A 25,159-nucleotide genomic window follows, 5' to 3' on the forward strand; every position below is an offset into this window, starting at 1 on the left:
TCGGCCTCACGCAGGAAGCCGATGATCTGCTCTTCGGAAAAGCGCTTCTTCACGTCCAATCTCCGTCAGTTGGGGGATTGGACTCCAAATCGCCGTGCTACTCAAAACTGGGGGGACGTCGGTGAAGCCCGACGTGAAGGACCCCTACAATGAAGCTGCCGCCTATTTTACTGGCTCTCCGAGCCGAGCCTCGGTGACGGCGCGCGACGCACTCCTCACAATGGCTCTAAATCTTTCTATGTCGGTGCTCCATCCGGTCACGTGTACAACCGCTTTACCCACCATGCCTTCCGTATCGCAGGCCCCGTGGCTTTTCCTGTACGTGGCCTCCTCACACACCATCACCCATCCCTTGGTCTCCCACGATGCAGGCGGGATCAGGATGACAAGATGCTCAGGTCCATTGATGACTTCAAAGTCTTTGTAGGTGACCTGAGGCTTGCCGGAGTTCGCCAGATACGGCTGAAGACTGCTCCAGTTCCTGTAAGTCTGATCAGTGAGAGTCGATGTCACTAGCGCCTGACTCGGCGTCTGGCTGGAATCGATTGTGAATCCCACGGTCGCCGTGGTGGCCCGATCATCGACAACTCCCTGAGGTGCCGACTCACAGCCCGCTACGAGTAGTCCGCAAAGCAACATTGCTGTACGGGCATTGGCTGCTGTTGACATCAAGGCTGGCACCCCGGGGGGCCATTGACAGGCCGGTCACCTGTATCCAGCGGCTTGCCATCCTGATTACCCATCACAAGCCCTCCGTCTTCGGCTGAAACTGATGCAGACATAGGTCGACAACGCATACGCGCACGTCTAAGCCACCGGCGCCCGCATTTCCCTCGTGCTGAGCATCAAGGGAGTCATCCCAGAAAAGGACTGGATTTGCCTCTAGCATAATAGCCTTATACGCCTTCGGCCCGTCATTTATGGCCGTCGAATCTCGCTCGAAAGAGACTCGACAGCCTCTCTCTCGAGGAGCAGCGCGCGAAGCTTTGGATACGCCAAACGCTACATGCTATGTCTTTGCAAATGGGAACTGAGCGAAGACTGCAGTAGCGAGTTCCGCCGGGAGAAAAATGCTCAGCGAGACTACGAAAATGCCGTGCTGTCAGTCCAAAGCGAATGTCGGTGACGTGCTCCCCCGTGGCCACTCGTCTGCGGGGCCCGTTGGCCCATCACCGTGTGCTATCAGCTGAACCTGAAAAACGCCAAGCAGCTCAGGGAACCTTGTCCTTCGGCGGGTTCGGATCGTTCCCATAGCAGTCGGAATCGCGAATGCGACCGTCACGGCCATGTGTGACGAGCTCGACCTTATCGCGTTTCGCCTGGTCACGCCCCTGAACAAGCGCTTCGGCTTGCGTACGGTGGACAGAACGGGCCTTCTGATTACCCTCTTTAATTACCGCCCAACCATCCTTGTGCGGAACCACATGGATGTCTTTCTTCGTCATGGCTTTCCCCCTATGGTGGGACGACCTTCCCTCCTCGCCCCCTCGCCGAATGCCTGAGACCATAATTCTGTCTAAAGCATGCGTAATAATTCTCGGCACTTCAGTCAGGGCCAGGCGCTTGGCATTGAGACCAAGCCCGAGGAACAGAAACCCCGGCACATGCCAAACCGAGTCCATGACCACGAGGGCTTCAGGGGAGTGCACCTTCACCCGCTTGACAAGAAGGTGTTCGGCATACCTGAGCGTGTCGCCGGCCCGGTCAAAGATGGGGTCCAAGATGGAAGGAGCTGGCGTGACCGGTTCAACCTTCACGGCTGGTCCGAGCGCATCGTATGGACAGGCTGGCAGCTTCCCCCGACACATTCCATGACAAGGTCAAAGGAATTGCAGGTGGCCCGGTAGCCCGTGCCATACCGGCGGACGTTGGAGCACTGCTGCTTGGCCGCCACGGCCTTCGCGCTCATGAGTTCCGCCGGGTCTCCATCCATGGTCTGGGCAGCTGCCGGACCTGCTGGAACAGGCGGTGCAGAGACAGGGGGCTGGGTCGCTGATACCCGAGTCGGGCTATCTACGCTCTTGCTAGTCGCCGGACCGGCCGCCGCCACCGCCCCGCCCTGGGGATGCTTGGTGTTCCAGGCATCCACGGCCGCTCGGAGGATGTTGCCGGCCATACCGGGGCCGACATCGTCCCGGGTGGTTTTCCCGAAGGCGTTCTGGTGCTCAATCCAGGTGTGGGCCGTAGCCAAGGTACCTTCCGGCGAATCGATGAAGGTCCACTGGTAATGGAAATCCGGGTTCGACGCGCCCCGCTGCTCGACAAGAAGCGCCCGGTACATGTTTTCCTTGAACGAATCGCCCATTGGCATGGTGCACTCGACCAGAGTCACCGTGTTGGTCACCAGCCGGCCACCTCCGGCTGCACAGGCGGTGGCCATGCGGGGCGCGATATAGGACGCCTGTCCCCCGGGGAAGATGAGCGAAGATGGCGGGGGCGGGCCACTCGGTGCCGTGGCGCAGGACGACAGAAAAAGGGGCAGCAGAACCGCCGCTCCCTGGCGAAGTCTCGAATGCATGGTTTTCCCCTGTATCCGCCCAGAGCCGGCGGCGGGGTCAGTTTACCCCGGTCCGCCGGCAAACCCGTCGTTATTTACTCCAGTGTCCTAGGACCCACTCCCAACGATGGGTCCCGTAGTCCCACCGCCAGTGGGCCCGGACCCACTTGGTTTTGCCGATGGGGCGAACGGTCTGGATGTTCTGGATGCGGTCCGGTGGCTTCGGAGGCCGGGGTGGACGCGGTGGCTGCGGTCGGCGGATGGCCATTGGGCTTCCTCCGTCACTCGATGACTGGAAGCGCCCCGCACTGGGGAAGCGCCAGCAGATTGTCGTTCCAGTACCCATCCGCGTGGGTTTGCAGATAGGGGGCTTTGCCTGTGTCGTGCCGGACACCAATCAGCGCCCTTTTTCCAGTGTTCCGGTCGACGACAACGAAGGTGTCTTGCCCACTTTCTATCCGCCGGATGACGGCCTCGCGGGTCCTCCGCCAGTTCCCCTGTGAATTGCCCACATGGGTAATGTGCTCGTAGCGGCTTTCCGGGTGTGGCTTGGTGATACAGGTCACCTGGTATTCGGTCATGTTGTACTCCCCCTGTCGGATTTGCGCTCGCCATCCGGCAACCCTCGGAGCGGCATTCGCCGCAAGGGTCACCGGTCTGACAGCGGGAAAGAGGATGGGCCCGGGAAGGACCGTTTGTCTGTCAGCTTTCACCTACGCCGAATGATATAGACGCTGCGCTGCCTGCAAGTTCCTTAAACCACGACCTGCCCGTCCGGCACGTCATACATTTTGAGAGTAACCTCGCTGAGCAGCCGCTGGTCCAGAAGAATCTTTAGGATGACCCCGACAGTTTCGGGCTCCGGGATAATCTTGCCGTCATCGCTAAACTTAATAGGCCAGTTCCGCTTCTTGCACACCTCCCGGACCGATGGCATGAACTTGTCATCTCCGTAGAGGTTCTTTTCCTGGATGACCGCCATCCGCCTGAGCTGGGTGGAGTTCGCGCCGACAGCGTCGACCAGAATCTGCATGTCCGAAAATAGGGCGATGAATTCCGGTTTGTTTTGCATCTGCGAAAACGCTTCGACGTACCCCGTCTTGTACTGCATCACAGACTCGAAGCCTTTCTTGTTGGCGATGAACGCCATCCCGTCGTAGCAAAACAGGTCGAAATGAGGGTCGAGCGAAAAATCCTTCTCCTCTACGGCAGACAGCTCCCCATTCCTGAAAGCCATGTTGATGACCCGGCCCTTTTGATGTTTTGTCTTCCAGGACTGCGGTGACCGACGGGTTGCGTAGACGGTTTGCCCGTCGTGTTCAAACCGGACAACGTACCCAGTCACGCCGACCAGATGCTTGCGCTGGGTGGCCTGGTGCTCCTGCGGGGGCAGGTCAACCGCCGCTTGCAGGAAAGCGAAATTGGTCTCGTCCACGCTGACGGCAAGACATCCGTTCTCGTTGACCTGGGATAGATAGCTGTAGGGCAAGAATTCCGTGATGCGCTCGATTTCCGACATTGCAAACTCTTTAAGGAGGCCATCGAGTTCCGCATCGGTGCGGACCGACAACGCCTTGAATTTGCGGTCGGTTGTCGACTGGCGGAAAACCCATAGCTGCACATTGGCAGCGCCGAAATCGAAAGCCCGGAACGCGTCAAACTTGTCCTTCATTGTCCCTCTCCACAAAATAGAAGTCCTGCACAAGCTCTCCCCTCACCGGCCCATGGTGCAGCGCCCCCTGTCTCAGTATCCGGACGGTTCTCTCCTGACCGGACGTGCGGATTTTCGCCTCGTAGAGCTGCCATCCGAAGAGAAGAAGTAAAGGGTTCAACACTATCTGTCCGGAGCGGTAGGTGATGGCAAAAAGCCATGCGAGGAATACGGCAAAACCGGCGAGTTTCTGGTCCTCTCCGTACGACAAACCCATAAAGGAAACGACGTAGGGAAAAACATAGTTGATGAGGTCGTTGGGGACGGGTTTGGACTCAAGCACCTCAAGGGAATAACGGAACCGGAGATGGCGCATGACCAAGGCGGAGAACAGAACGGCAAACATCGTCAGCCCGACCATCGACAAGGCAACGCCGGGATGAGCGAAGACAGAAAACGAACAACTTCCGATGCCGTGGGACCACGGGCGGCAGAACGACGTCTGCCAGACAGCCGGTTTGATATCCTGGACCAGAAGGACCAGTGACAACGGCAGGTATGAGCCGATGAAGATAACCAGGGCGGCGAGAAACCTGGGCTGCATATTTGTTCCCCTGTCATCCTTGCCGTCCCCCTGACGGCAAGGCAGCCGAATACCTTCTGGCTTTGCCGCAACAATACCACTGGCTTATGGCCCTGCGGCAGCCCCCGCAACCGCGTCTGCCCGTCTATGAGCAAGCGCCTCTCTTGACCAGTTCGGCAACGCATCCCACTCCCACGTCTCCCACGAGGTTGTGTCAGACCATCGAGCAAGGAGTCGTAGACACCGGAGATGCCCGGGCTTGCGGCCCTTGGCTGCACGTTGAAGCGCCTCGGAACGGCGCGCATTGGGGTCACTGACCGGCAGGAGCAGCTCGACACACCGCAGATGGCCTCTATGCGCGGTATGGAGCAAGGCGGCGGAGTGTTGCCCCGCCGGGTCGACCTCCGGATGGTCGATGAGCGCGGCGACTGACAGGTGGTCGCCGTCCCAGGCAGCATCCTGGAGCTGACGTTGAAGTTCATGATTCATGGATTGGGCCTCCTTGCCCGAGTCGGTGCCGGGCAAAAAAGCCCCGCTGCGACATCCTGGACAACGATGTCCGGGAAGCCGGGGTGAGGAGCGCATCCCGAGGAAGGGCCCGGTGCCCAAGCGGGGGACGTATAAGCCGACGGCGGGGGGCGGTGGTGGGCAAGGTAGGAAAAACGAGGTCCAAGGTCATGACGGTGCCCTCTAATTGGGCCATCACAAGGAGTACCTGCGCTGGTAGGGTATCGCCGTATCCACGCAGGGATGACCCATGACCGAACCGAAGGAACACCATTTCGTCCCCCAGTTCTACCTGAAGAAATTCGGCGAGGGAAAGTCTATCCGGCTCTTCAATTTCGAACGGCGGAGACACATCCCTGGAGCACCCATCAAAAGCCAGTGTGCGAGGCACAAGCTCCACGCCTTCAGTCCGGGGTTGGAGCAGAAGCTCTCTGTTCTCGAAGGGGCGGCGGCAAATGCCATCCGCTCAATCCTGGACGAGGGGGCGGCGCCGGTGGCACGAAGTGAAACATGGCAGGATGCGCTAGGATTTCTGGTTCTCCAAAAGATGCGTACCGCCCGCTCGATGCAGTCAGTCGATACCCTCGCCGACTTCATGCTCGCTCATGCCCCTGAGCCCGGCGCGGCAGTCGAGGGACCTGACCGGGAACAACTGAAAGCGGCGATGGGCCATCCCTTGGCGCTTCTCTTCCAGTTTCTGGGAGAGGTGCTCGGCCATGCGACAGACCTCGGCATGCACCTCTTGGTCAACGGGACCACTGAAGGCTTCATCACCTGCGATGACCCCGTGGTATTCCATAACCAGTACTGCGAAGGGATTGACCATCATGGCGTCCTCGGCTGGCTCAACACCGGACTCCAAGCGTTCTTGCCGCTGTCTCCAAACGCAGTGTTGGTGCTCTACGACCAAACCGTCTACAAGGTTGCCGGTACCCGCCAGGGCTCAACGGCCTCGACGCTCACGGATGTCCGCCACGTGCGGCAAATCAACGAACTCCAATTTCTCAATGCCGTGGAGAACGTCTACTACAAAGGCGAGCCAACAGAAGCCTTTCAGGGTATTTGCGAAGCCATGGTCGGCAAGCGTGTCGGCGGACGGATAGCCCTTGTTGAAACAGAACCGGCAGCGCGGCCCGACGGAACAAGCTCCCAATTGCTCCATACCTTCGAACCACTCTTGCCGGTCAGGCTTTCGCTGCCCCAGATGGAAATCCGTCGCCGTGCCCGTCGTATCCCGCTTGAAGTCCGTGGACGGACATATAGGAACGGGACCGTAGCAGGGTCAGCACGGGGTCACGCGCAGACTTACCGGGTGCAGAACATCACCCACCGGTAAGTCAGGCCTTGGCTTTGCGGATGCGCTTTATGGTTTCCTTGGCGAACTCATCGAACGGAACCTCAAACACGTCGCAGAACTCCATGACCTGGAGCATGTCGACGCCCCGACGGTTCTTCTCGATATCGGACACATAGGTCTGGGGACGGTCGAGGGCTTCGGCCACCTGAGCACGACTGTCAGCGAGGGTCAGCGCGAGACGCTGTGCCGATAAGACGTCGCGCATGTGCAGGGACTTCTTGAGGAACTGTTTTCCTAAAACGGCATGAGGTCGGAAGGCACCCTTTGTCGAAAATGCCAGATGCCGGTGGGCGAACAGTGCAGGTAATGGGGAAGTCGCATCGGGGTCTCGTGTGACCCGATTTGTGACCCGGTGACGCTGTCCCCGGCCAGCGTTCAAACCCTTGGAGGAACTGGGTTTTCAGGCTACTGGCGGAGAGAGTGGGATTCGAACCCACGGTAGGCTTACACCTACGGCAGTTTTCAAGACTGCTGCCTTAAACCACTCGGCCATCTCTCCGTATTTACCGCACCGGCTGCGCATTGCACCCACCCGGCTTCCCGCGTCGAACGCGCCGGGGCCCCGGCCCCAGCGCGCCCGATTGTACCTCAGGCGATGGCCTCGATCCCCGCCATATACGGCCGCAGCACCTCCGGCACCTCGATCGACCCATCCGCCTGCTGGAAATTCTCCATCACCGCGACCAGGGTGCGGCCCACGGCAAGCCCAGACCCATTGAGCGTATGCACCAGCTCCGGCTTCCCGGTAGCCGGATTCCGCCAGCGCGCCTGCATGCGCCGCGCCTGGAAATCCGTGCAGTTGGAGCAGCTGCTGATCTCGCGGTAGGTGTTCTGGCTGGGCAGCCATACCTCGAGGTCGTAGGTCTTGGCGGCGGCGAAGCCCATGTCGCCGGAGCACAGCTGCACCTTGCGGTAGGGTAGCTTCAGGGCCTGGAGCACGGCTTCGGCGTGGCCCACCATTTCCTCCAGCTGCGCCATGCTGGTGTCGGCGGTGGCGATCTGCACCATTTCCACCTTTTCGAACTGGTGCTGGCGGATCATGCCGCGCGTGTCGCGGCCGTAGCTGCCGGCCTCGGCGCGGAAGCACATGGAGTGGGCAGTCATGCGCATGGGCAGGTCGTCGGCTTCGACGATGCTCTCGCGCACAAGGTTGGTCAGCGCCACTTCCGCCGTGGGGATGAGGTAACGCTTGGTATCGCCCACCTGCGTGCCGAAGAGGTCTTCCTCGAACTTGGGCAGCTGGCTGGTGCCTTGCATCGCGTCCGAGTTCACGATCAGCGGCACGTTGTGTTCCAGGTAACCGTGCTGCGTGGTGTGCAGGTCGAGCATGAACTGCGCCAGCGCCCGGTGCAGGTGCGCAAGCTGGCCGCGCAGCACCGTGAAGCGGGCGCCGGAAAGCTTGGAACCTGCTTCGGCGTCGAGCCAGCCGTGACGGGCACCGAGGTCCACGTGGTCCTTCACCGCGAAGTCGAACGGACGCGGGTGGCCCCAGCGGAGCAGTTCCACGTTGTCGTTCTCGTCCTTGCCGAAGGGCACGGACTCGTCGGGGAGGTTGGGGATACCGAGGGCGATGTCGGCGAGCTTGGCCTGCACTTCGGCCAGGGCGTGTTCGTTGGCCTTCAGCTTGTCGCCGATGCCGGCCACCTCGGCCATCAGCGGCGCCACGTCTTCGCCCTTGGCCTTGGCCTGGCCGATGGCCTTGGAACGGGTGTTGCGCAGGTTCTGCAACTCCTGCGTCTCCGTGGAAAGCGCCTTGCGCTCGGATTCGAGGCGCTCGATCGTGGCCACGTCGAGGTCGAAGTTCCGGGCGGCGCGGAGGCGTTCTGCCGTTTCGGCGAGGCGGCCGCGCAGGAGGGCGGGATCCAGCATGTTCTAGGCTTCCGTGGGTGTCGAATGCGGGATTATCGCAAAACGGGGCGGAAGTCGCTGGGGGGCATTTCGGTGGGGATGCCTTCCACAAGCCGTGGGTGGGCGCTCTGTGCGCGACGTGTTTTTGCGCCAGCCTTCAAACTGGCGCGCCAGCTCCGGGGCACGGCCTCAAAACATGTCGCGCGCAGGGCGCGCTCCTACGGAGAGCGGGGCGTTTGACGGCCAAGCCACCATCCCATGGCCGCGCCGGCCAGCAGCCAGCCGAACGCCTGCTCCACCAGATACCCTGCCGTGAAGGCGCCGGGGAAGCGGTACCAGTTCCAGAACGGCACGCTCAGGGCCAGCCAGGAGAACACGCCGAAGGCCAGGCCGATGCACAGGCCGCGTACCAGGCCGAGGCCCGCGGCGCGGACCAGCACCAGGGCGACGAGCAAGGCGGCCAGGGTGTCGGAGAGCCATTGGTGGAATAGATTGCCGCCCATCGCCAGCGGGTCCTTGCCGTTCGGGGTGTAGACGATGAAGGCGTATGGATTGGCCTTCGCCTTTTCCGAATAGGCTTTCATCGCCTGCTCGCTGCCGTGCATGGATGGATCGAAGTGCGGCAGCACGTAGATCCCGTGCTCGGGCGGCAGGCCTTCGCGCAGGGCGGCCAGCACGCTGTCCTCGTTCGTGGGTGCGCGCATGGACAGCTCGCCCAGCGGCAGCACCATGTGCGCGAACGCGCCCCAGAAGAACATCACCAGACCACCGATGAGTGTCGCAATGGCGATACGCATGGCTCCTCTCCTCCCAGGATGGTGGCCCGAGCGTACGTCCGGGCCGCTGCCATCGGTATCGGCCTTTTGGCAGGGGGCTCAGGAGGCCGACGGTTCTTCCTGCCCTTCGGGCGGGGCCGCTGCGCGCCGGCTGCGAGAGGTTTGCCAGATCCGGAACACCAGCAGCCCGCCCGTTCCGAAATTCGCCACCAGTTCACCGGGCCACACATGGCCGTAGTCGATGTTCTGGAAGCCGAAGATGGCGCCGAGCATGCCCGCCACGTTCACCAGCGCACCGGCGGCCAGCAACGCATGGCAGGCGCGCATCAGGCGGTGGAAGCGGCGGTCGGTGAGCAACCAGACGGCGCTGATGGCCACCACCACGTTGCACGCCAGATTGCTGTACAGATAGAACGCGCCATCATTCATGGGCGATTTCCTCCGGTAAAACGATCGATCACACGGTTGGCCAGGGATTCGCCCTGCGTGTCGATGAGCCGCTGCACGATCATCGTCACCCGCAGGCCGAAGCAGCCGATGAGGAAGGAAACGCCGGCGTGTATTTCCGCCGGCGAGTCCGGAAGGAAGCGTTCTTCCAGCGCGGGCGCGAGGAAGATCGCCAGCATGGCGCCGCACACCACTTGCACCACGGCGCGCTTGCGCGAAGGCTCGTTGCCGAGCGCCACCGGAAGGATGGCGCCGCCGATTGCCGCCAGCAGTAGCCAGAAGCGGGTGAAGAGCAGCACGGTGTCCATGGCGGCGGCCTCAGGGGCTCGGCTTCGACGCGGGACGCAGCTTGCCGGCCCACTTGCCCTTGCCAATCGTGCCGTTGGTGGCAAACGCAATGGCGAGAACCTTGCCGTCGGCGTCCGGCGTGAGCACGAAGGTCACATCCTCCAGGCCCTGGCAGAACATGCCGCCGCCGGACGAGGTGCCGAAGGTGTAGGCCAGACTGGACGCGTCGGCGCCGCGGACGATGGGCACACTGCAGCGGTACGGCGACCCGAAATGCACGCTCGAGTCGCTGAATCGAACTTCCGCGTCCACGGTGTTGAGGTTCTCGCGCTTGAGCGTGCCCGCCCAGACACCCTCCGGGTCCTTGGCGAAGGCCGCGGCAGGCAAAAGCAGGCAGATCAGGGCGGCGGCGCCCAGGGCCTTTAGGTTACGCGTATACATGGTGGTCTCCCTTACGTTGTGGATGGCACGGCTACACCGGAAGGCGCAGCCACACCGCGATGCCGGCAAGGCCGGCGAAAACGAGAAGAAGCAGCACGAAGCCGAGAATCCACGGACGGAGGCGGCCCGGCCGTTTCGGCGGTTCGTCCAGACAGGCGATGAGCGCGCGCTCCCATTCCGGCGATACGCGCAGGCGCGACAGGCGTTCCATCAGCCGTTCCCCGCCAAGGGCAACGGCACGACGCGCCCGTCGATCGATACGTCCGGCTGCCACGCGTCACTGGCGCGGAAGGCCACGCGCATGCGATGCAGCGCCCTCCTCCGGAACCACGTGCGGCGCGACGGCGACAGGTCGATCACGAGGCCGCCGGTGCCGGTGCTGCCGCGCTCGTAGCGCAGGCGGCAATCGAATTCCACGGACAGCTCGGTCACCAGCGGCACGTGCGGATCGCGGAACCAGTTCAGCGGAATCACCACCGATTCCAGCGGTGCGTCGAAGGCGGAATCGCGCGGCACATCCACGTGCAGGGCCCGATCGCCTGCGTCGCTCGCCGCGTAGTGCATGAGGCGGCGCCGGCGCAATGCCTCGTTGGCCGCCTCAACGGACACGCGCAGCGCGTACAGCAACTGGTCGAAGGTGCAGGTCGCCATGGCCGCCTAGCCCTCCGCCAGCCACACGGGCTTGCGCGGGAATCCCACGTGGTAGCAGAGCCACTGCATCACCACCTGGTGTTCGCCCAGCTGCAGCACGTTGAAGCACTTTTCGATACCGATGATGCAGCCCTTCGGCGTGTCGGTAAGGCAGCGATTGAGCAGCTTGCGCGCATCCTCGATCTGCGCCTCGCTGCTCATCTGGTTCGGGTTGTCGCTGCCGACCACCACGCGTTTCACGAATTTCACATCCGTCAGGTCGAACATCCTCTTCTCCCGGAAAGAATCGCGACGGCCGGATGGACGCCGCGACAGGTGCGTGGAGCGAAGCGCGGATTAACCGCCGTTACCGGCTCCGTTCGGGGGAGGCGGCGTATCTTCGGCCGGCACCGCCTTCGGCGGGCTGACCCGACGGGGTGCGCAGGCGGTCTGCAGGATGTCCATGACGCGGGCAAGGCCTTCCGGCATGCCGTTGTCCTCGGCGTGAACTTCCACGTGGTACTTGGCCGAGTTGTCGGACGTGCGCGTGTTTTCCTTGTGGGTCGCGACCGAACCGGACACGTGCGCGGTGGCCTTGAAGATGCCCCAGCCGATGGACATCTCGGCACCGAATTCGCCCTTCTTGTCTTCGCTTTCCACTTGGCTGAAGGACGACTTCACTTCCATGTCGAAGGTGATGTCCACCTTCGTGACGCTGAGATTGGGCACCTTCACGATGGCGAGCAGCGGCACTTCCAGTTCCACGTCTTCTTCCGCGATGCCACCGGCATTGGTGGGATCGTCGACGGGGCGCTTGAAGCGGAACTGCGCGGTACGGGTGGCACCCACACCGTTGGGATCGTTCGCGGCCGGCGGCATGAAGCCGATGACCTTGATGAAATCCGCGGTGGCCTGGGCCAGCTTCACCTGCGCTTCGCACGCGGCGGTGAGTGGCGAGCCGATCAGGTCGCCCATGGGCAGACCCTTGAACTGGCTGGATAGATTGACGAGTTCGTCAGCCATGATGTGACTCCTTGCGATGTTTGACGCGACTTGCGACATGCACGCCGCGGTTCAGTGCGGTCGACCCCTCAGTCGCCCGGTGTGAACGTCTTGAAGACCCCTTGCGTCTGCGCAAGGTGGTTCATGAGGCGGGTGGCGCCGTCGGTGGGCTCACTCCCTTCCACGCGCAGCACCACGTGCACGTTGCCGGTGCGGCGGTCCTTCCCGCCCGCGCTGGGGTCCACGCTCAGGTGCGGACGCGCGGCGGGTGGCTTGCCCTTCCAGTTGGGATCGATGTGCTCCTCGGCGGGCACCTCGCCTTCCACCAGCGGGCCAATGTCCGCGTCGAAGGTGATCTCCACGTCCTTGATGCGCAGCACGTTGGTCGATACCAGGGGCAGCAATGGCGCGCGGTAGAGGTCTTCGTCGGCCTCCCCCGCCTTGGGGTGCAGCGAAGGCATGCGGATCACCACGCTCTTCGGCCGGTTGTCCTCGTCGAAGAAATCGCTCAAGCGAGACATCTGGTGCTGCTCGATGCGATCCTGGGCATCCACCACGGCGCCTGCGATGGCTTCGATCAGGGTGTTGAGTGAGGTCTGCGCGGCCATGGGTCACGCGCCTCCCTTCGGTGCGGACACGGTGTCCGGAAAGGAATCCACCCGCGCGAGCCAGCCCTTCAGGAACTTGCCCAGCGGTGGGCGCTGTGCCACGAGGTTGTTGTAGTAGTCCTTCCGGCCCTGCTTATAGGCGCTGTACAACTTCTGCGGATCGGCACTGGCGACGGCCGCGAGTGTGCCGGGCCCGATGGCGCCGTCTACCGCGATCTGCGGTTTCGCGCCCAGGCTGTTGAGTACGCGTTGCAGCAGGCGCGAGGCATTGGCGCCCGCATTCACCTGGAAATCGAACACGATGTTCGCAAGTTCCTGCGGCTCCAACTTGTCGCCGCACACCTTGTCCCAGTAGAGCGCCTTATAGATGGTGCCGGCCTGCGCGTCGGTGAGGTTGCGCAGGTTGTCGAGCGTGGGCGCGATGCCCAGCAGGCTTTGCGCGCACTGCTTGAACGTGGCAAGCGTCACGCCCTTGTTGGTCGCGCCACCGGGATCGACGGGGTCGTTGACGAAACCACCTTCGTGCTTGAGCAGTGTGGGAAAGAAGCTGTTGAAGTCGGCCATTGCGGTGCACTCCTGGTTCGGCGCGGTGGCGCCGGCCGGTGTACTTTCCGCTTGTTGCTGAGTTCGGAAGATCGGTGAAATGCTGATTAGGTTGCTTTGGCTTGCTGATTGGTAACGAGGTTTCCCGCGTGCCACAAAAGAGCCTCGTCATTCCCGCGAAGGCGGGAATCCAGTGACTCACGGCCGCGGTGGGGAACGAGGCACTGGATCCCTGCTTTCGCAGGGATGACGTCGCGCTACGCGTCAGGGTTCCAGCGTCGTCAGGCCTTCACGCAGGGCGTAGCGCGTGAGTTGGGCGATACCGCTGATGCCCAGCTTCGCCATGATGTGTTCCCGGTGCGTGCCCACCGTCTTCACGCTCACGTGCAGGCGTTCCGCAATATCCCGTGCACTCAAGCCTTCGGCGAACAGCTGGGTGACTTCCCGCTCCCGGGCGCTCAAGGCTTCACCTTGCGCGAACGCCGGCCCGTCGTTGCGACGCAGCCCGCCCACCAGGAGATGGGCGATGTCGGGGCTTATGAAGTAGCGTGAGCGCATCACGGCCTCAATGGCCTCGTTGAGCACGCCGAAGCCGTCGCGCTTCAGCACATAGGCATGTGCGCCGGCGTCGAAGGCCGCCTTCACCCAGCGCGCGTCTTCGTAAGCGGAGAGGCACAACAACCGTGTATGCGGACATCGCGGCGCGATGCGGCGGATGGCCTCGAGGCCGCTCAGGCCGCGCATGGCACAGTCGAACACGATAAGCCCCGGCTGGCAGCGCAGTGCACTGCGCACACAATCGCGTCCGTCGGCCGTGCTGCCGATCACTTCATAGCGTCCCGAGCCTGCCAGCAGCGAGGCCACGCCTTCGCGCAACAAGGCCTGTTCGTCGGCCAGAAGGACGGTCACCCGCATCATGCGGCGCCCTCTGCGAGCTGCGTCGCCGATACAAAACGGAAGCCACCGCCACGGATGGCGGTGGTGTGGTCTTGGGCATGCATCCTGGACCCCCTACCCTTGTCTGCTCCCAAGCCGGCAGCCCGCGCCGGCCCCCCGGCCGCCGGGCTCCCCCGGCGGCCGCCTCAAGGCGTCCCGTCCGTCAGAGGTTCCCGATGCCCTGGGTAATCTCGTCCACGTCGTCCTGCTTCCTGTATTCCCTCCACAGGGGGCTGGGATTGTTCGAGGGATTGATCCCGGTGATGCCGTGATCGCCCCCGGTAAATCCGTACCCTTGGCCCACCTCGTCGAAGGTGAGGACACGGGTCGTGGCCAGCACCGCGGCACCGGTCGCATTGGCGAGCCGCTGTGCCGGAGACCAAAGCTCGTTGTGATCGCTGAGCGTGCCGCCGGTCTTCGTTGCGCCGCTGTGGCAGTTGGCCAGGATCACGAAATGGATACCGAGGCTGGTGACGCAACCGGCCAGGGCTTTCAGTGTGTCCTTTGCCTCGATCTCGTCGCGGTGCCCGACGACGATGAGCATGCCGAAATCCTTGGACGTCTCGCCGCCCAGCGCGGCGCCGTCTACACAGTGGGAAACGGGCTCGTAAAGCTTGTGCAGTTTCCTCGCTTCACGTTCGCCGTCGGCCGAACCGTGGGGCCAGGTAATCAGTGTCTTTGACATGGTGGTCGCTCCTCCTCGAATGGAGGTGCCACGTTATGTCGGCGCCCGGCCGTACCGTATCGGCTAAATCCTGATTCTTGGCGCTGGCCTCGCGTAGTGCGGTGAACGTCACGCCCCGCGGTGAGGACACACGCCTGTCGTGCGCCCGGCAGCCTTCACATCCTGCGCGTTCTCACGCTTTCCGATCGCGGGCGGCCGCGCGGGCGGCACGCAGCGCATCGAGCTTCTCGCGCAGCTTCAGTTCCAGGCCGCGATCCACGGGCTCGTAGAACGTCGTGCCCACCAGTTCGTCGGGCAGGCACTGCTGGTCGAGCGCCACCCCGCCGTCCACGTCGTGGTCGTACTGATATCCGCTGCCGTAACCCAGCCCCTTCATGAGCTTGGTGGGCGCATTGCGCAGGTGCATGGGAACGTCCAGGCTCCCCATCTGCTTCACGGTGGCGCGCGCCTTGTTGTAGGCCATGTACGCGGCATTGCTCTTCGGCGAGATGGCCAGCCAGATCGCCAACTGCGCAAGGCCGAGTTCGCCTTCCGGGCTGCCGAGGCGCTCGTAGGTGTCCCAGGCGTCGAGGGCCATGCGCCATGCGCGCGGCTCGGCAAGGCCCACGTCTTCCACGGCCATGCGGGTCATGCGGCGGGCGAGGTAAAGCGGATCGCAACCGCCGTCCAGCATGCGCGTGAGCCAGTACACGGCGGCATCGGGGTCGGACGAACGCACCGACTTGTGCAGCGCGGATATCTGGTCGTAGAACTGTTCGCCGCTCTTGTCGAAGCGGCGGGTGCGGTCCGCCAGAACCTGTTCGAGGGTGGCGTCGTCGATGCGTCCGTCTTCCGCCAGCTCGGCGGCGATTTCCAGCAACGTGAGCGCGCGGCGCACGTCGCCGTCGGCGGCGCTCGCAATGAGCTTCAACGACCCCTCATCCACGGAAAGGCCAAGATCGCCCAGGCCGCGTTCGCTGTCGGCAAGCGCGCGATGCAGCGCGGCCACGATGTCGTCGGCACCCACCGCGTCGAGCACGTGCACGCGACAGCGCGACAACAGCGCGGAGTTGAGTTCGAACGACGGGTTTTCGGTGGTGGCGCCGACAAAGATGATGACGCCGCGTTCGATATAGGGCAGGAAGGCGTCCTGCTGCGCCTTGTTGAAGCGGTGCACCTCGTCCACGAACAGCACCGTCCGCCGTCCTTGCGCGAAGTTGCCTTCCGCTTCCGCCAGCGCCTTGCGCACATCCGGCAGGCCGCTCATCACCGCGGAAATGGCCCGGAAGTCGGCATCGGCATAGCGCGCGACAAGCAAGGCGAGCGTGGTCTTGCCGCAACCCGGCGGCCCCCACAGGATCATCGAATGCACCCGCCCGGCTTCGAGCGCGCGGCGTAACGGTTTGCCTTCGCCCACCACGCGCTGCTGGCCCACGATCTCGTCGAGCGCACGCGGACGCATGCGCTCGGCCAGGGGTTTCAGGGCTTCGGGTTCGGCAAAGAGACCGGGGGGCTGGAAGGACATGGCGCCAGGATCAGTCGACAAGCGGCCATTATCGCCCTTCCGGCGTGCAGGGTGCCTCAACGGCCCTCAGGCCTTCGGTTTCCGCAGCAGACTCACGGCCATGGCCGCCACCGCGGCCGCGCCCAGCAACAGCACCACCCAGAGCAGCGGGCGGGTCCAGTCGAACGGCGCCGCGGCCGCATCCAGCGCCTTGCTGCCGTCGAGGATGCGCACGCTGGCGGTGGACGCCGGTTCGGGGCGCCAGGCCGGGCCACCCTCCTTGCGCAACGCCGCGATGGCGTCCGCGATCGGCCACGCCGCGCGCCGGCCCAGGTGGCTGCCCACCAGCAAGCGGTAAGGCGCGTCGCCTTCCGGAAGGAAAACCATGCGGTCCGCCTGCCATTCCACCAGCAGGTGGGGCGGCTCGCGCAGCGGCGTGGCGGAGTGCAGGCGCAGAACCTCGCGCCGGGCGCGCGCCACCTCCAGCGGACGGCCATCGCCGCCCTGCGAGGTGACCACCAGGGTGCCCAGTTGCCGCCCGGTCATCGCGCCCTCGATGGCGATGGCATCGAAGCGTGCCACGGCATCGCCGTTGCCCAGCTTCGCGCGCAGCGCCGTCACCGGCAGTGCCGCCGGCAACCGGTAGTCGTAATCGACGCCCTGCCCGCTCTGCGTCGTGTTCGCTGCGGACAGTTCGAGCCAGCGGTGCGGCGCTTCGTCCTTGGCGGCGGCGTCTTCCACCGTGCCGGAGAGGGTCACCTTCGGTGTCGCGCCGGCCACCCACGGCGCCTCGCCGCGGGCCACGTGCACGCGGTAATAGCGCGCCGGTGCACCTTGCAGTTTCACCACGCGCGCATCCACCGCGCCGTCGCCCTTGCCCAGCGTGACGACGGTGGCGCCGCGAACCAGGGGCATCCAATCCTGGAGGTCGGAGCTGGCGTCGATGTCGATGCGCAGATCCGCGTCGCGGTCGAAGGGCGCGAACTCCAGCCGTTCGGCGGCGACAGGCTGGCGGGCATCGAACAACCAGTCGCTCGGTGCCCCCGCGACGGCTGCGGCGCCGGGTTCGATCAGGATGTCGCCGTTGGTGCTTCGCTGGATGCGCGCGCCGGCCACGCCGCCGGCACTCGGCGGCACGGCAAGCAAAGGCGCATCCAGGGTCGTGGGATGCGCCGTGGGCGTGGCGGGAACGTACAAACCCGCGGCCACCTGGCGGTCATGGGCGTCCACCACCACGACGTCGCCCAAGCCTGCATCGATGCTTGCCCAGGCGTAGGCGTCCTGTGGCAACTCCACGACGTATGCCTTTGCGCCCGGCCGCGCGTCGAGCGAATAGGCCACGGCGAACGACGGCGGTGTGTCCGCCCGCGCAGTGAAGACACCGAGGCCGACGATCAGCAGGCAGGCACGCCATTCACGACGCATGCGAAGACTCCGTGGGTTGCGCCGTCGCCTGCCGGGGCGGCGCGGGTGCGAGATAACCGATGACGGTGCAAAGCAGGCCATAGGCCATGAACGAACCGATGCCGAACAGATTGCCCAGGTGCTCGCGATCCACCAGCAGAAGCTTCAGCAGCACCAGCGCCATGGTCGCGGCACCGGCCAGCCAGAGCAGTCGCTGGCCACGCTTCGAACCCAGTACCCACGCCACCACGCCGATCGCGCTCCACACCACGGTAAGCGACAGCTCGGCGAGGCTCGATCCCGCCATCGCGCCGTTCCACGGTACGCCGCCGAGATGGTGCACGGCGCGCAAGGTCGTGCTGGTCGCCAGAACGAAGAAGATCGCGGCCAGCGCCGCCGGGCGCGCCGAGCGAAGGCCTCGCGGCAGGGCATCGTCCGACAGCGCGCGTGCCACGAAGAGCAGCACCGCCACCAGCAGAAGATCCACGGGATTGAGTACGGGAATGAAGGCAAGCGGCGCGGCACTTCCCGCCGCGCCGAGCGCGATGACAGCCACCACCAGCATGGCCAGTGCGGCCAGCGCGCCGACGGCATAACGAATGTCGCGCGCATGCACCGCCAGCGACGACACCAGCACGCGCACGCCCCAGAACACCAGCGCCGCCAGCACGAGGGTCGGCAACGACTGCGCCAGCAGGTGCCAGCCGTCGCCGAGCCGAGCCGACGCGTCCAGCGCAAGGGCGATGGACACCGTGAACACGGCCAGCCAGCGTCCCCACCACAGCGTGCTGGACGCCACCGCCGCGAGACGGTGCGCAGCCACGCCGCGCAAGGCCAGCCAACCGGCGGCCGCCATGACCGCCACGCTGGCGAGCGGCCAGCCCGTCATCCACTGGACGCCCGCGTTCGCGGCCTGAAGGATCACGATCAATCCGCCGAACAGGAAGGCCGGCACGCCGAAGGCCAGCACCACGCCGAGGTCCAGCTTGCGCGCCGCCGGACACGCCAGGGCGAGCGGCACCGCCGTCACTGATAGCAAGGCGAGCCAGTATGCCGCTTCCGGCGCAGGCTGGAAGACGAAGGCATCGATCTCGTTCGCGAACGCCACCAGCCACCAGAGCACGGCCCACGCCAGCAGGCCGATGCGCGCCACGCTGGACACGCCGCGCGAGGTGCCATGTTTGTCGAACTGCCACACGCCCGCGCTGGCGCCAGCCACAAGCAGCAATGCACCGATGAAGGACGCATTGAGCAGCGGCGTATCCTGTCGATGCACATCGAACACCGCGGCAATCACCCACGCCACGCCGGCGGCCAGTTGCAGGAACACGCCGGCCCAACGCGGCAGACGACGGCCCTGGCGGAATCCGAGCCAGATGAGGCCGGCACCCTCCAGCGCGAACACGCTGGCAGTGACGCTTGCGCTCAAGGCAAGCGGCACGGCGATGGTGGCGAACGCCACGGCCAACACCGCCCACGTTTCGCGCAGCAGCGACATGTCGTCGCACCGGCGCACGGCGAACGCCACGGCCACGTAGATCACGGCGGCTACCAGTGCGGAGAACGCGAGCGGAAGCGGCCGCCAGTCGAGCAGCGCACCTTGCAGCAACAGGCAGGCGATCGGATTGCCAAACATCAGGCAGCCGTCGAGGATCGCGGCCCCCCGCTTCGGCGAGCGCAGCACGTGCAACCAGGGCACGGCGAGGTACAGGAGGAAATGCAGGACGAGGAAGGGCTCGGTGCTGGCGAACAATTCCGAGCGGTAGCGGAGTACGCCCCATGCGGTGCCGACACCGAACGTCGCCACGAACCCGAGCACGTTGAGCACTCGCCATGCGCGCTTCCACGCGATGCCGAGAATGCCGAGATTGAGCACGGCGTAATACGAGAACAACGCCACATGGTTGCCTTCGCCGGTGGAGGCGATGATCGGCGCGGCGAACCCGGCCACCAGTCCGAGAACGGCGAGCGCCATCGCATCCTGCAGCACCGCCAGCACGCCGAGCGCGCCGACGAAGACGATCAGGAGGGCGAAGGTCCACCCGGCCGGCAGCAGGCCGTACATGCGATAGGCGGCGAAAACCGTCATCACGAGAATGCCGATCGCACCGCCCTGCAACGACAGCGCGAAGGCGCGCCGCGTGTCGCGCTGCCACCAGCCGAAGGCGACGCCGGCGGTGGCTGCCAGGGCCACGAGGGCCAGGCGCACGGAGATCGGCACACGCAGAAGTCCGGTATCCGCTGCGTACTTGAGGAACGCGGCGATGCCGGCGAACAGCACCAGCATGCCCACCTTCACCGGCACGTTGCCCTCGGTGAACCAGCGCTTGATGCCGGCCGCCAGTCGCTCCGCGAACGTCGGGCCTGCAGGTACCACCGGCTGTGGCGGGGCTGCCGGGATGCTGACCCGCGCGGCTGCCGGCAGGGGAGGCATGGGAGAAACGGGAACAGGCGGGGCCGGCACCTCAGGCGTCGCCGCTTCGGGCTCGGGCTCCACCACGCGCTGCGGCGACGGCGGCGGCGCGACGGCCGCGGGGCGTAGCCCATCGAGCAGGCGCCGCGTGTCGTCGAGGTCGCGCCGCAGCTGCGATGTGCGCCCCCAAAGGAAGCCAATGGCGAAACCGGCGATGCCGCCCGCGATGCCCTCCCCCACGAAGGCGCCGATCACCGCTCCGACGATAGCCCACACCAGATACATGCCCTTGCTCCCCGATACGTCCGTTGTCGTGGCAGAGTCTGGCATGAACCGCCGCGACGTAGCAGCCGCGTCAGGTTCCTCGCCAACGACGAGCGAACACGCGATCATGCGTCATGCCCTTCGTCTGCCGCTTCGCGTTCTTCATCGTTGCGCTGGTCTGCTGGAGCGCGACGGTACGCGCGACCGACCCGCAGCGCACGCTCGCGCAACTGCACCACACCGCCTTGCGCGCCGAAGACGGTGCGCCCGGGGGCGCGACTCACATGGCGCAGACGGAAGACGGCTGGCTCTGGCTGAGCACGCGGATGGGCCTCTATCGCTACGACGGCTTCGTCTTCGAGAAGATCGGCCTGCTGCCTCCGGGCGACAACGGCACCGAGGCCACCTGGGCCCTCTACGCCGCACCAGGCGGCGACCTGTGGGTGAGCCGCGCCGACGGCGGTGCCGCGCGGGTTCGGCACGGGGGCGAGGTCACGCTGTACGGCGCTGCCGAGGGACTGCCCGACCATGTCGCCGTCGAGGGGTTCGCCAGCGACGGCGAGGGTCGTTTGTGGGCTGCGACGGAAACCGGCCTGTACAGGTTCGACGGCAGGCACTGGGACAACGTATCCGCGGCGTCGGGCATACCGGACGAAGTGGGCGAGTTCCTGGAAGACGCACGGGGGAACCTGTGGGTGGCAACGGAAAAAGCGCTCTACGTCCTGCGCAAGGGCGCCGCGCGCTTCGAGGACATCGGGGTAACGAACGTCTCCCCGGAACACCTGTTCAACCACCCTGACGGCAGCGTGTGGCTGCGAACGGAGACAGGCGTCCGTCCGCTCCCGAACGAGTGGGGCCAGCCCTTCCCGCACGACGCGCCCCGCCGCGCCAACAGCAGCACTACCGCATTCGACCGCGACGGCAATCTGTGGACGGTGGCCTGCCGGGCGAACCTGTGCCGTTTGGCGGGCAAGGACGTGACCGCCACCACGAGCGGCGAGGTGGGCGATCCGGGGGTGCAGGAATACAGCGACACCCTGGGCATGACCTCGCAGGCGACCATGAGCCTGATGGAAGATCGCGACGGTCACATGTGGGTCAGCACGAAGGTCGGCCTCGACACGTTCCGCGACAGCTGGATGTCGCGCGTGCGCTTCCCCAAGCTGGAGGTGTACTTCGCTCTGGTGGAGGACGGCCAGGGTCGCACCTGGACAGGCACGGCCGCGCGCAGTGCCAACCCCGACAGACTCTGGCAGCTTACGCCCACCCCGGTGCCCCTGCCGGGGTTCGAAGGTACCGTGACCTCGGCTTACCGCGACACAGATGGCAATGTGTGGCTCGGCGGCAACGGCACGCTCTGGCACATGCGCGACGGCGTTCCCACCCGCGTCCCGCTCCCGGCCGACGTCGAGGCGCGCGGCACCATCGTCCAGGCGATCGCGCGCGACGGCGCGGGCCGCCTCTGGATATCGCTGCGCCTTCGCGGGCTTTACATGCAAGCCGACAAGGGCTGGATTCCTGCCTCCACGGTGGCGGCATTCCCTCCCCTCGCCCCCGCGACGATCCACATCGATCCTGCCGGCAGGGCATGGTTCGGCTACCTCGACGGCACGATCGCGATGCTCAACGGCACGACGCTGCGCCGCTTCGGTACCGCCGAAGGCTTGCGCCAGGGCCCGATCGTTTCCATCGCCACGATCGGCGGACGCACCGTCGTGGGCTCCGAACGCGGTCTGACGATCTTCGACGGCGAACGGTTCCTGCCAGTGGCGGCGCAGCCGGGCGGGCGCCTCGATTCCATCGGAGGCATCGTGCAAAGCCAGGACGGTTGCGTCTGGGCGTACGGCATCGCCGGCGTCGTTCGCTTCAGCGAAGAGGCCTGGGCCGCCGTGCTGCGCGACCCGTCCGTGCCGGTCACCACGCGCCTGCTCACGATGGAGGACGGTGCGCCCGGCCCCGTGCAGCTGGTGCGCCCGTTGCCAACCGTCCTTGCCGCCAGCGATGGCCGCCTGTGGTTCGCGGGATCGCAAGGACTCGCATGGCTCGATCCGCGGCGGCAACCGCCACCACCGTCGCCACCGCCCGTGGTCATCCACTGGGCGGCAGCGGGCGGCACCGTGTTCCAGCCGGGTGCCCCCGTGAAACTGCGCCATAACCGCGACCTGCGCGTGGCCTACACGGCGCTCGCGCCGGGCCAGCCTCGCGGCCTTCTCTTCCGTTACCGCCTCGAAGGCAGCGATCCGGTCTACCAGGATGCCGGCACGCGGCGCGAAGCCATCTACACCGACCTACCGCCGGGCCAATACACCTTCCGTGCGGAGGCTTCTTACGACGGCACGCACTGGAGCCGTTCGGATTCGCTCGCGGTGACGGTGGCCCCCCGCCTTTTCGAGCGCACCGGCTTCAAGGTGTTCTGCGCGGCGATGGTCGCCGTACTCGTCTGGCTTGCGCACCGTTGGCGGGTGCGACTGCTCACGCGACGTCTGCGTTGGCGCCTGCACGAACGCCACCGCGAGCGCGAGCGCATCGCCCGCGAACTCCACGACACCCTGCTGCAAGGTGTGCAGGGCCTGATCCTGCGGTTCCAGGCCTTCGCCGATGCCCTCGCGAAAGAGGACCGCCACCGTGCGACGCTGGAACGAACTATCGAACGCGCGGAAGCGCTGCTGGTCGAGGGGCGCGACCGGGTGAAGGGGCTGCGCGACCATGCCGTGGACGAAGGTTCGCTCGAACAACGGCTCGCCACACTCGGCGAAGACATGGATCTGCCGCTGCACCTTTCGCCGCCTTCGGGCCTACGGCGTGCGCTGAATCCGGTCGTCGTGGATGAAGTGCATGCCATCGTGCGCGAGGCCGTGCTCAATGCCGCGAAGCACGGCCGCGCCAGCTCGGTTCGCGTTACGGTCGAGTACGCGTTCCGCCACCTGCAGGTCTGGGTGCGCGACGACGGCGATGGATTCGACACCGCCGTGGCAGCGGGCGGCAATCACTTCGGTCTCGTGGGGATGCGCGAGCGTGCCGCACGCATCGGGGGCCGCCTTCGGGTCGTCTCGATGCCGCAGAAAGGCGTGGCGGTGCGGCTGAGGATTCCCGGCCGCATCGCGTTCGCACGGCGTCAGCAGACGAAGCCGGCATAGCCGTCGTTCGAGTCCTGGTCGAAGATGTCCTCGACGACCACGTGCGCCCGGTAACTACCGCGCAGGCCTGAGATATCCATCGTGACTTCGCGGACGTGCGGCACCCTCACCCGCTCCGTCGCCCAGATCCGCCTGTCCTCGTCTTCGATCCAGATGCGAGCGCCGAGTTGCGGTGGCGCGGAAGCGAGGATCGTCCAGCCCACCGTGAGTGCGCCCTCGTTGATAATCGCCGTCACGTGGGTGACCGTCGCGTTCGCGTCGGCGGGTTCGGGCTTGGCTTCCGATCGATCCAGCGGTTTTTCCCAGCCTTGCCCCGAGAGCATCCGGAAATGCCTGCAACAGGTGCCCGTAAGCTTGAGGTTCGCACCGCGCACGGCGACCGTCAGCCAGTGCATCCACAGAGCCTGTGCGTGGGAATAGATGAAGATCGCGCCGCGGGTAACGTCTTCCCACGGCGCATGCCATCGCCTGACTGCCAGCCCATACCATTGGCCAGGTGTCCATGGCATCGCAAGAGACGCGTACACGCCGAAGCCCTCGCCTCCGAAGGGCGAGCAGCGCAGCTGCGGAGCACCGTATTCGAGCTCGACCTCGGGCGGAAGCGATGGACACGCAAGCTTCCAGATGGAAGCGATCCGGTCGGGATCGAAAACGACACCGCCGATGACCATCCGCGCCTGAGGATGCAAACCCGGGCGATCAACGCGCGTTTCGGTCGGGGCATCGCGCCCCAACCAGAAAATATGGGTGACGTCGCCCTGGATGGGAATCGCCTGCTCAACGTAGAGCAGGTCGGCGCCGTTTCGCGCGAACGTCGCCGTGCGGGCCGGATCGGATGCCGGAACCTGGGCGACCTGCGTTGCCACGGCGAACCTCGTCCCTGAAGTCGTTGCGCCGACCATAGAGCGCGTGGCACCGCCCCTCAAGGGCCGTCGCAGCGTCGTTACGGCAAGTTCGCTTCTCGCCGTCTGTCCTACCGACGATTACTTCGCCGGCTGCGTCTGGAGCACGGGCGCGTCGCCGATCACATCCGTGCCCTGCGGCGGCACGAAGGTGAACGTGTCCGCTGGCAGATCGGCATTACGCTTCCAGCCCGCGAAATCGATCCGCGTGGTGTTGCCCAGCTGGTCGCGGAACACCATGCGCGCGAGCCCGCCGGCGTCGAAGCCGAGATCGGCGTATTCGAACTGCGGGTCCTTGCCGGTGGAGGTGAGGCGCAGCCATTGCAGGCCGTCGCGCTCGCCCTGCTCCGACACCTTGAAGTCCTTGTCGAGCAGCGAGAGGTCGGTAAGCACGGTGAGCGGGCTTTGCGCTTCCTCGCTGCTCTGCTTGCGAACGGTGACCTGCTCAAGGTCCGGATCGTAGAGCCACACGCGACTGCCGTCGGCCACGATGGTCTGCTTGTACGGCGCGGTGGTTTCCCAGCGGAACTGCCGCGGCGCCTGCAACGCCATCGTGCCGGTGCTGGTCTTGCCCGGGTCGCCATTGGCGTTGGACATGGTCTGGCTGAAACGGCCCGTGAGCGAATGCATGCCCTTGGCGAACGCGTCGAGCCGGTCGCGCGCCGGGCCGGCGGCGAAGGCAGGCAGGCTGAGCAGGGAAAGCGTCGCGGCAAGCAGGAAGCGTTTCATGGGCGGGTTCCGTTGGGTTCGGCGCGAT

General features: G+C 65.2%; 27 protein-coding genes and 1 tRNA gene. 2 read left to right on the forward strand and 26 right to left on the reverse strand.

All coding sequences use genetic code 11. The features are described from left to right. Positions 1-1,211 precede the first annotated feature (1,211 nt). From HBF26_RS19895 to HBF26_RS19960, 6 genes are all read right to left on the reverse strand, one after another. Complete coding sequence (locus tag HBF26_RS19895) at positions 1,212-1,757, reverse strand: DUF2188 domain-containing protein (RefSeq protein ID WP_338039676.1); 546 nt, start codon at positions 1,755-1,757, stop codon at positions 1,212-1,214. Next, entirely contained in the window at positions 1,754-2,380 is a 627-nt protein-coding gene (locus tag HBF26_RS13390; RefSeq protein WP_167127368.1) for a hypothetical protein, read from the reverse strand. The genes HBF26_RS19895 and HBF26_RS13390 overlap by 4 nt, the downstream gene beginning before the upstream one ends. 398 nt (positions 2,381-2,778) lie before the next feature. Beyond that, the gene (locus HBF26_RS13395; RefSeq protein WP_167127371.1) at positions 2,779-3,078 is read right to left on the reverse strand and encodes a DUF3892 domain-containing protein; all 300 of its coding nucleotides are present in this window, start codon (positions 3,076-3,078) and stop codon (positions 2,779-2,781) included. Between the two features lie 173 nt (positions 3,079-3,251). Then, a complete protein-coding gene (locus HBF26_RS13400; protein ID WP_167127374.1) occupies positions 3,252-4,169 on the reverse strand; it encodes a Kiwa anti-phage protein KwaB-like domain-containing protein in 918 nt (305 codons plus the stop codon). Beyond that, complete coding sequence (locus HBF26_RS13405) at positions 4,153-4,752, reverse strand: KwaA family protein (RefSeq protein ID WP_167127376.1); 600 nt, start codon at positions 4,750-4,752, stop codon at positions 4,153-4,155. The genes HBF26_RS13400 and HBF26_RS13405 overlap by 17 nt, the downstream gene beginning before the upstream one ends. Before the next feature lie 84 nt (positions 4,753-4,836). Beyond that, positions 4,837-5,316, reverse strand: a complete 480-nt coding sequence (locus HBF26_RS19960; RefSeq protein ID WP_425482997.1) for a hypothetical protein — start codon at positions 5,314-5,316, stop codon at positions 4,837-4,839. 172 nt (positions 5,317-5,488) lie between these two features. Here HBF26_RS19960 and HBF26_RS13410 point away from each other — a divergent pair, with 172 nt between their 5' ends. Then, complete coding sequence (locus tag HBF26_RS13410) at positions 5,489-6,574, forward strand: DUF4238 domain-containing protein (protein ID WP_167127379.1); 1,086 nt, start codon at positions 5,489-5,491, stop codon at positions 6,572-6,574. Position 6,575: 1 nt separating this feature from the next. Here the strand turns inward: HBF26_RS13410 and HBF26_RS13415 are convergent, their stop codons facing one another. The 18 genes from HBF26_RS13415 to HBF26_RS13500 all read right to left on the reverse strand — a co-directional run bounded on the left by HBF26_RS13415 (position 6,576) and on the right by HBF26_RS13500 (position 20,384). Then, entirely contained in the window at positions 6,576-6,800 is a 225-nt protein-coding gene (locus tag HBF26_RS13415) for a helix-turn-helix domain-containing protein (protein ID WP_167127382.1), read from the reverse strand. Between the two features lie 204 nt (positions 6,801-7,004). Continuing rightward, positions 7,005-7,094: transfer RNA gene (locus HBF26_RS13420), tRNA-Ser, on the reverse strand. A gap of 89 nt (positions 7,095-7,183) precedes the next feature. After that, positions 7,184-8,464 carry a serine--tRNA ligase gene (serS, locus tag HBF26_RS13425; protein ID WP_167127385.1) on the reverse strand — a complete coding sequence of 427 codons (1,281 nt, stop codon included), beginning with the start codon at positions 8,462-8,464 and terminating at the stop codon, positions 7,184-7,186. Between the two features lie 197 nt (positions 8,465-8,661). Next, positions 8,662-9,240 carry a hypothetical protein gene (locus HBF26_RS13430; RefSeq protein ID WP_167127388.1) on the reverse strand — a complete coding sequence of 193 codons (579 nt, stop codon included), beginning with the start codon at positions 9,238-9,240 and terminating at the stop codon, positions 8,662-8,664. A gap of 78 nt (positions 9,241-9,318) precedes the next feature. Further along, positions 9,319-9,648 carry a hypothetical protein gene (locus HBF26_RS13435; protein ID WP_167127390.1) on the reverse strand — a complete coding sequence of 110 codons (330 nt, stop codon included), beginning with the start codon at positions 9,646-9,648 and terminating at the stop codon, positions 9,319-9,321. Next, the gene (locus HBF26_RS13440; RefSeq protein ID WP_167024101.1) at positions 9,645-9,974 is read right to left on the reverse strand and encodes a hypothetical protein; all 330 of its coding nucleotides are present in this window, start codon (positions 9,972-9,974) and stop codon (positions 9,645-9,647) included. The genes HBF26_RS13435 and HBF26_RS13440 overlap by 4 nt, the downstream gene beginning before the upstream one ends. A 10-nt stretch (positions 9,975-9,984) precedes the next feature. Continuing rightward, on the reverse strand, positions 9,985-10,395 hold the full coding sequence (locus HBF26_RS13445; RefSeq protein WP_167127393.1) for a hypothetical protein: 411 nt from the start codon (positions 10,393-10,395) through the stop codon (positions 9,985-9,987). A gap of 31 nt (positions 10,396-10,426) precedes the next feature. Next, positions 10,427-10,606: a hypothetical protein gene (locus HBF26_RS13450; RefSeq protein WP_167127396.1), complete on the reverse strand. Its 180-nt coding sequence runs from the start codon at positions 10,604-10,606 to the stop codon at positions 10,427-10,429. Then, positions 10,606-11,046: a hypothetical protein gene (locus HBF26_RS13455; protein ID WP_167127399.1), complete on the reverse strand. Its 441-nt coding sequence runs from the start codon at positions 11,044-11,046 to the stop codon at positions 10,606-10,608. The genes HBF26_RS13450 and HBF26_RS13455 overlap by 1 nt, the downstream gene beginning before the upstream one ends. Before the next feature lie 6 nt (positions 11,047-11,052). Further along, positions 11,053-11,313: a hypothetical protein gene (locus tag HBF26_RS13460; protein WP_167024090.1), complete on the reverse strand. Its 261-nt coding sequence runs from the start codon at positions 11,311-11,313 to the stop codon at positions 11,053-11,055. A gap of 69 nt (positions 11,314-11,382) precedes the next feature. Then, entirely contained in the window at positions 11,383-12,048 is a 666-nt protein-coding gene (locus HBF26_RS13465; RefSeq protein WP_167127402.1) for a DUF2589 domain-containing protein, read from the reverse strand. Between the two features lie 68 nt (positions 12,049-12,116). Further along, positions 12,117-12,635 (reverse strand): DUF2589 domain-containing protein, encoded by a 519-nt coding sequence (locus tag HBF26_RS13470; protein WP_167127405.1) that lies wholly within the window; start codon positions 12,633-12,635, stop codon positions 12,117-12,119. 3 nt (positions 12,636-12,638) lie between these two features. Then, positions 12,639-13,199 carry a glycoside hydrolase family 108 protein gene (locus HBF26_RS13475; protein WP_167127408.1) on the reverse strand — a complete coding sequence of 187 codons (561 nt, stop codon included), beginning with the start codon at positions 13,197-13,199 and terminating at the stop codon, positions 12,639-12,641. Positions 13,200-13,442: 243 nt separating this feature from the next. Further along, the gene (locus tag HBF26_RS13480; RefSeq protein ID WP_205287650.1) at positions 13,443-14,093 is read right to left on the reverse strand and encodes a LuxR C-terminal-related transcriptional regulator; all 651 of its coding nucleotides are present in this window, start codon (positions 14,091-14,093) and stop codon (positions 13,443-13,445) included. A 184-nt stretch (positions 14,094-14,277) separates the two neighbouring features. Beyond that, complete coding sequence (locus HBF26_RS13485; protein ID WP_167127414.1) at positions 14,278-14,799, reverse strand: hypothetical protein; 522 nt, start codon at positions 14,797-14,799, stop codon at positions 14,278-14,280. 172 nt (positions 14,800-14,971) lie between these two features. Continuing rightward, entirely contained in the window at positions 14,972-16,303 is a 1,332-nt protein-coding gene (locus HBF26_RS13490) for a replication-associated recombination protein A (protein WP_167127417.1), read from the reverse strand. A 66-nt stretch (positions 16,304-16,369) separates the two neighbouring features. After that, positions 16,370-17,707 carry a DUF3999 family protein gene (locus HBF26_RS13495; RefSeq protein WP_167127420.1) on the reverse strand — a complete coding sequence of 446 codons (1,338 nt, stop codon included), beginning with the start codon at positions 17,705-17,707 and terminating at the stop codon, positions 16,370-16,372. Continuing rightward, positions 17,697-20,384 (reverse strand): DUF2339 domain-containing protein, encoded by a 2,688-nt coding sequence (locus HBF26_RS13500; protein WP_240151356.1) that lies wholly within the window; start codon positions 20,382-20,384, stop codon positions 17,697-17,699. Before HBF26_RS13500 ends, HBF26_RS13495 begins: the two co-directional genes overlap by 11 nt. A 113-nt stretch (positions 20,385-20,497) precedes the next feature. On the opposite strand from HBF26_RS13500, the gene HBF26_RS13505 reads away from it, so the two are divergent. Continuing rightward, a complete protein-coding gene (locus tag HBF26_RS13505; protein WP_167127426.1) occupies positions 20,498-23,500 on the forward strand; it encodes a sensor histidine kinase in 3,003 nt (1,000 codons plus the stop codon). Here HBF26_RS13505 and HBF26_RS13510 read toward each other — a convergent pair. Both HBF26_RS13510 and lolA read right to left on the reverse strand, forming a co-directional pair. Then, positions 23,479-24,366, reverse strand: a complete 888-nt coding sequence (locus tag HBF26_RS13510) for a DUF3472 domain-containing protein (RefSeq protein ID WP_167127429.1) — start codon at positions 24,364-24,366, stop codon at positions 23,479-23,481. The genes HBF26_RS13505 and HBF26_RS13510 overlap by 22 nt on opposite strands. 117 nt (positions 24,367-24,483) lie before the next feature. Continuing rightward, positions 24,484-25,131 (reverse strand): outer membrane lipoprotein periplasmic chaperone LolA, encoded by a 648-nt coding sequence (gene lolA / locus HBF26_RS13515; RefSeq protein WP_167127432.1) that lies wholly within the window; start codon positions 25,129-25,131, stop codon positions 24,484-24,486. Between the last annotated feature and the right edge of the window lie 28 nt (positions 25,132-25,159).

The organism is Luteibacter jiangsuensis, from assembly GCF_011742555.1.
In the GTDB taxonomy this organism is placed as follows: Bacteria; Pseudomonadota; Gammaproteobacteria; order Xanthomonadales; family Rhodanobacteraceae; genus Luteibacter; species Luteibacter jiangsuensis.

Bases quoted from the DNA above. Each gene is read 5' to 3' on its own strand.
- HBF26_RS13390 (WP_167127368.1), bottom strand. From the start codon at position 2,380: ATGGCCACCGCCTGTGCAGCCGGAGGTGGCCGGCTGGTGACCAACACG.
- HBF26_RS13395 (WP_167127371.1), bottom strand. From the start codon at position 3,078: ATGACCGAATACCAGGTGACCTGTATCACCAAGCCACACCCGGAAAGC.
- HBF26_RS13400 (WP_167127374.1), bottom strand. From the start codon at position 4,169: ATGAAGGACAAGTTTGACGCGTTCCGGGCTTTCGATTTCGGCGCTGCC.
- HBF26_RS13405 (WP_167127376.1), bottom strand. From the start codon at position 4,752: ATGCAGCCCAGGTTTCTCGCCGCCCTGGTTATCTTCATCGGCTCATAC.
- HBF26_RS19960 (WP_425482997.1), bottom strand. From the start codon at position 5,316: ATGCGCTCCTCACCCCGGCTTCCCGGACATCGTTGTCCAGGATGTCGC.
- HBF26_RS13410 (WP_167127379.1), top strand. From the start codon at position 5,489: ATGACCGAACCGAAGGAACACCATTTCGTCCCCCAGTTCTACCTGAAG.
- HBF26_RS13415 (WP_167127382.1), bottom strand. From the start codon at position 6,800: ATGCGCGACGTCTTATCGGCACAGCGTCTCGCGCTGACCCTCGCTGAC.
- serS (WP_167127385.1), bottom strand. From the start codon at position 8,464: ATGCTGGATCCCGCCCTCCTGCGCGGCCGCCTCGCCGAAACGGCAGAA.
- HBF26_RS13430 (WP_167127388.1), bottom strand. From the start codon at position 9,240: ATGCGTATCGCCATTGCGACACTCATCGGTGGTCTGGTGATGTTCTTC.
- HBF26_RS13435 (WP_167127390.1), bottom strand. From the start codon at position 9,648: ATGAATGATGGCGCGTTCTATCTGTACAGCAATCTGGCGTGCAACGTG.
- HBF26_RS13440 (WP_167024101.1), bottom strand. From the start codon at position 9,974: ATGGACACCGTGCTGCTCTTCACCCGCTTCTGGCTACTGCTGGCGGCA.
- HBF26_RS13445 (WP_167127393.1), bottom strand. From the start codon at position 10,395: ATGTATACGCGTAACCTAAAGGCCCTGGGCGCCGCCGCCCTGATCTGC.
- HBF26_RS13450 (WP_167127396.1), bottom strand. From the start codon at position 10,606: ATGGAACGCCTGTCGCGCCTGCGCGTATCGCCGGAATGGGAGCGCGCG.
- HBF26_RS13455 (WP_167127399.1), bottom strand. From the start codon at position 11,046: ATGGCGACCTGCACCTTCGACCAGTTGCTGTACGCGCTGCGCGTGTCC.
- HBF26_RS13460 (WP_167024090.1), bottom strand. From the start codon at position 11,313: ATGTTCGACCTGACGGATGTGAAATTCGTGAAACGCGTGGTGGTCGGC.
- HBF26_RS13465 (WP_167127402.1), bottom strand. From the start codon at position 12,048: ATGGCTGACGAACTCGTCAATCTATCCAGCCAGTTCAAGGGTCTGCCC.
- HBF26_RS13470 (WP_167127405.1), bottom strand. From the start codon at position 12,635: ATGGCCGCGCAGACCTCACTCAACACCCTGATCGAAGCCATCGCAGGC.
- HBF26_RS13475 (WP_167127408.1), bottom strand. From the start codon at position 13,199: ATGGCCGACTTCAACAGCTTCTTTCCCACACTGCTCAAGCACGAAGGT.
- HBF26_RS13480 (WP_205287650.1), bottom strand. From the start codon at position 14,093: ATGCGGGTGACCGTCCTTCTGGCCGACGAACAGGCCTTGTTGCGCGAA.
- HBF26_RS13485 (WP_167127414.1), bottom strand. From the start codon at position 14,799: ATGTCAAAGACACTGATTACCTGGCCCCACGGTTCGGCCGACGGCGAA.
- HBF26_RS13490 (WP_167127417.1), bottom strand. From the start codon at position 16,303: ATGTCCTTCCAGCCCCCCGGTCTCTTTGCCGAACCCGAAGCCCTGAAA.
- HBF26_RS13495 (WP_167127420.1), bottom strand. From the start codon at position 17,707: ATGCGTCGTGAATGGCGTGCCTGCCTGCTGATCGTCGGCCTCGGTGTC.
- HBF26_RS13500 (WP_240151356.1), bottom strand. From the start codon at position 20,384: ATGTATCTGGTGTGGGCTATCGTCGGAGCGGTGATCGGCGCCTTCGTG.
- HBF26_RS13505 (WP_167127426.1), top strand. From the start codon at position 20,498: ATGCCCTTCGTCTGCCGCTTCGCGTTCTTCATCGTTGCGCTGGTCTGC.
- lolA (WP_167127432.1), bottom strand. From the start codon at position 25,131: ATGAAACGCTTCCTGCTTGCCGCGACGCTTTCCCTGCTCAGCCTGCCT.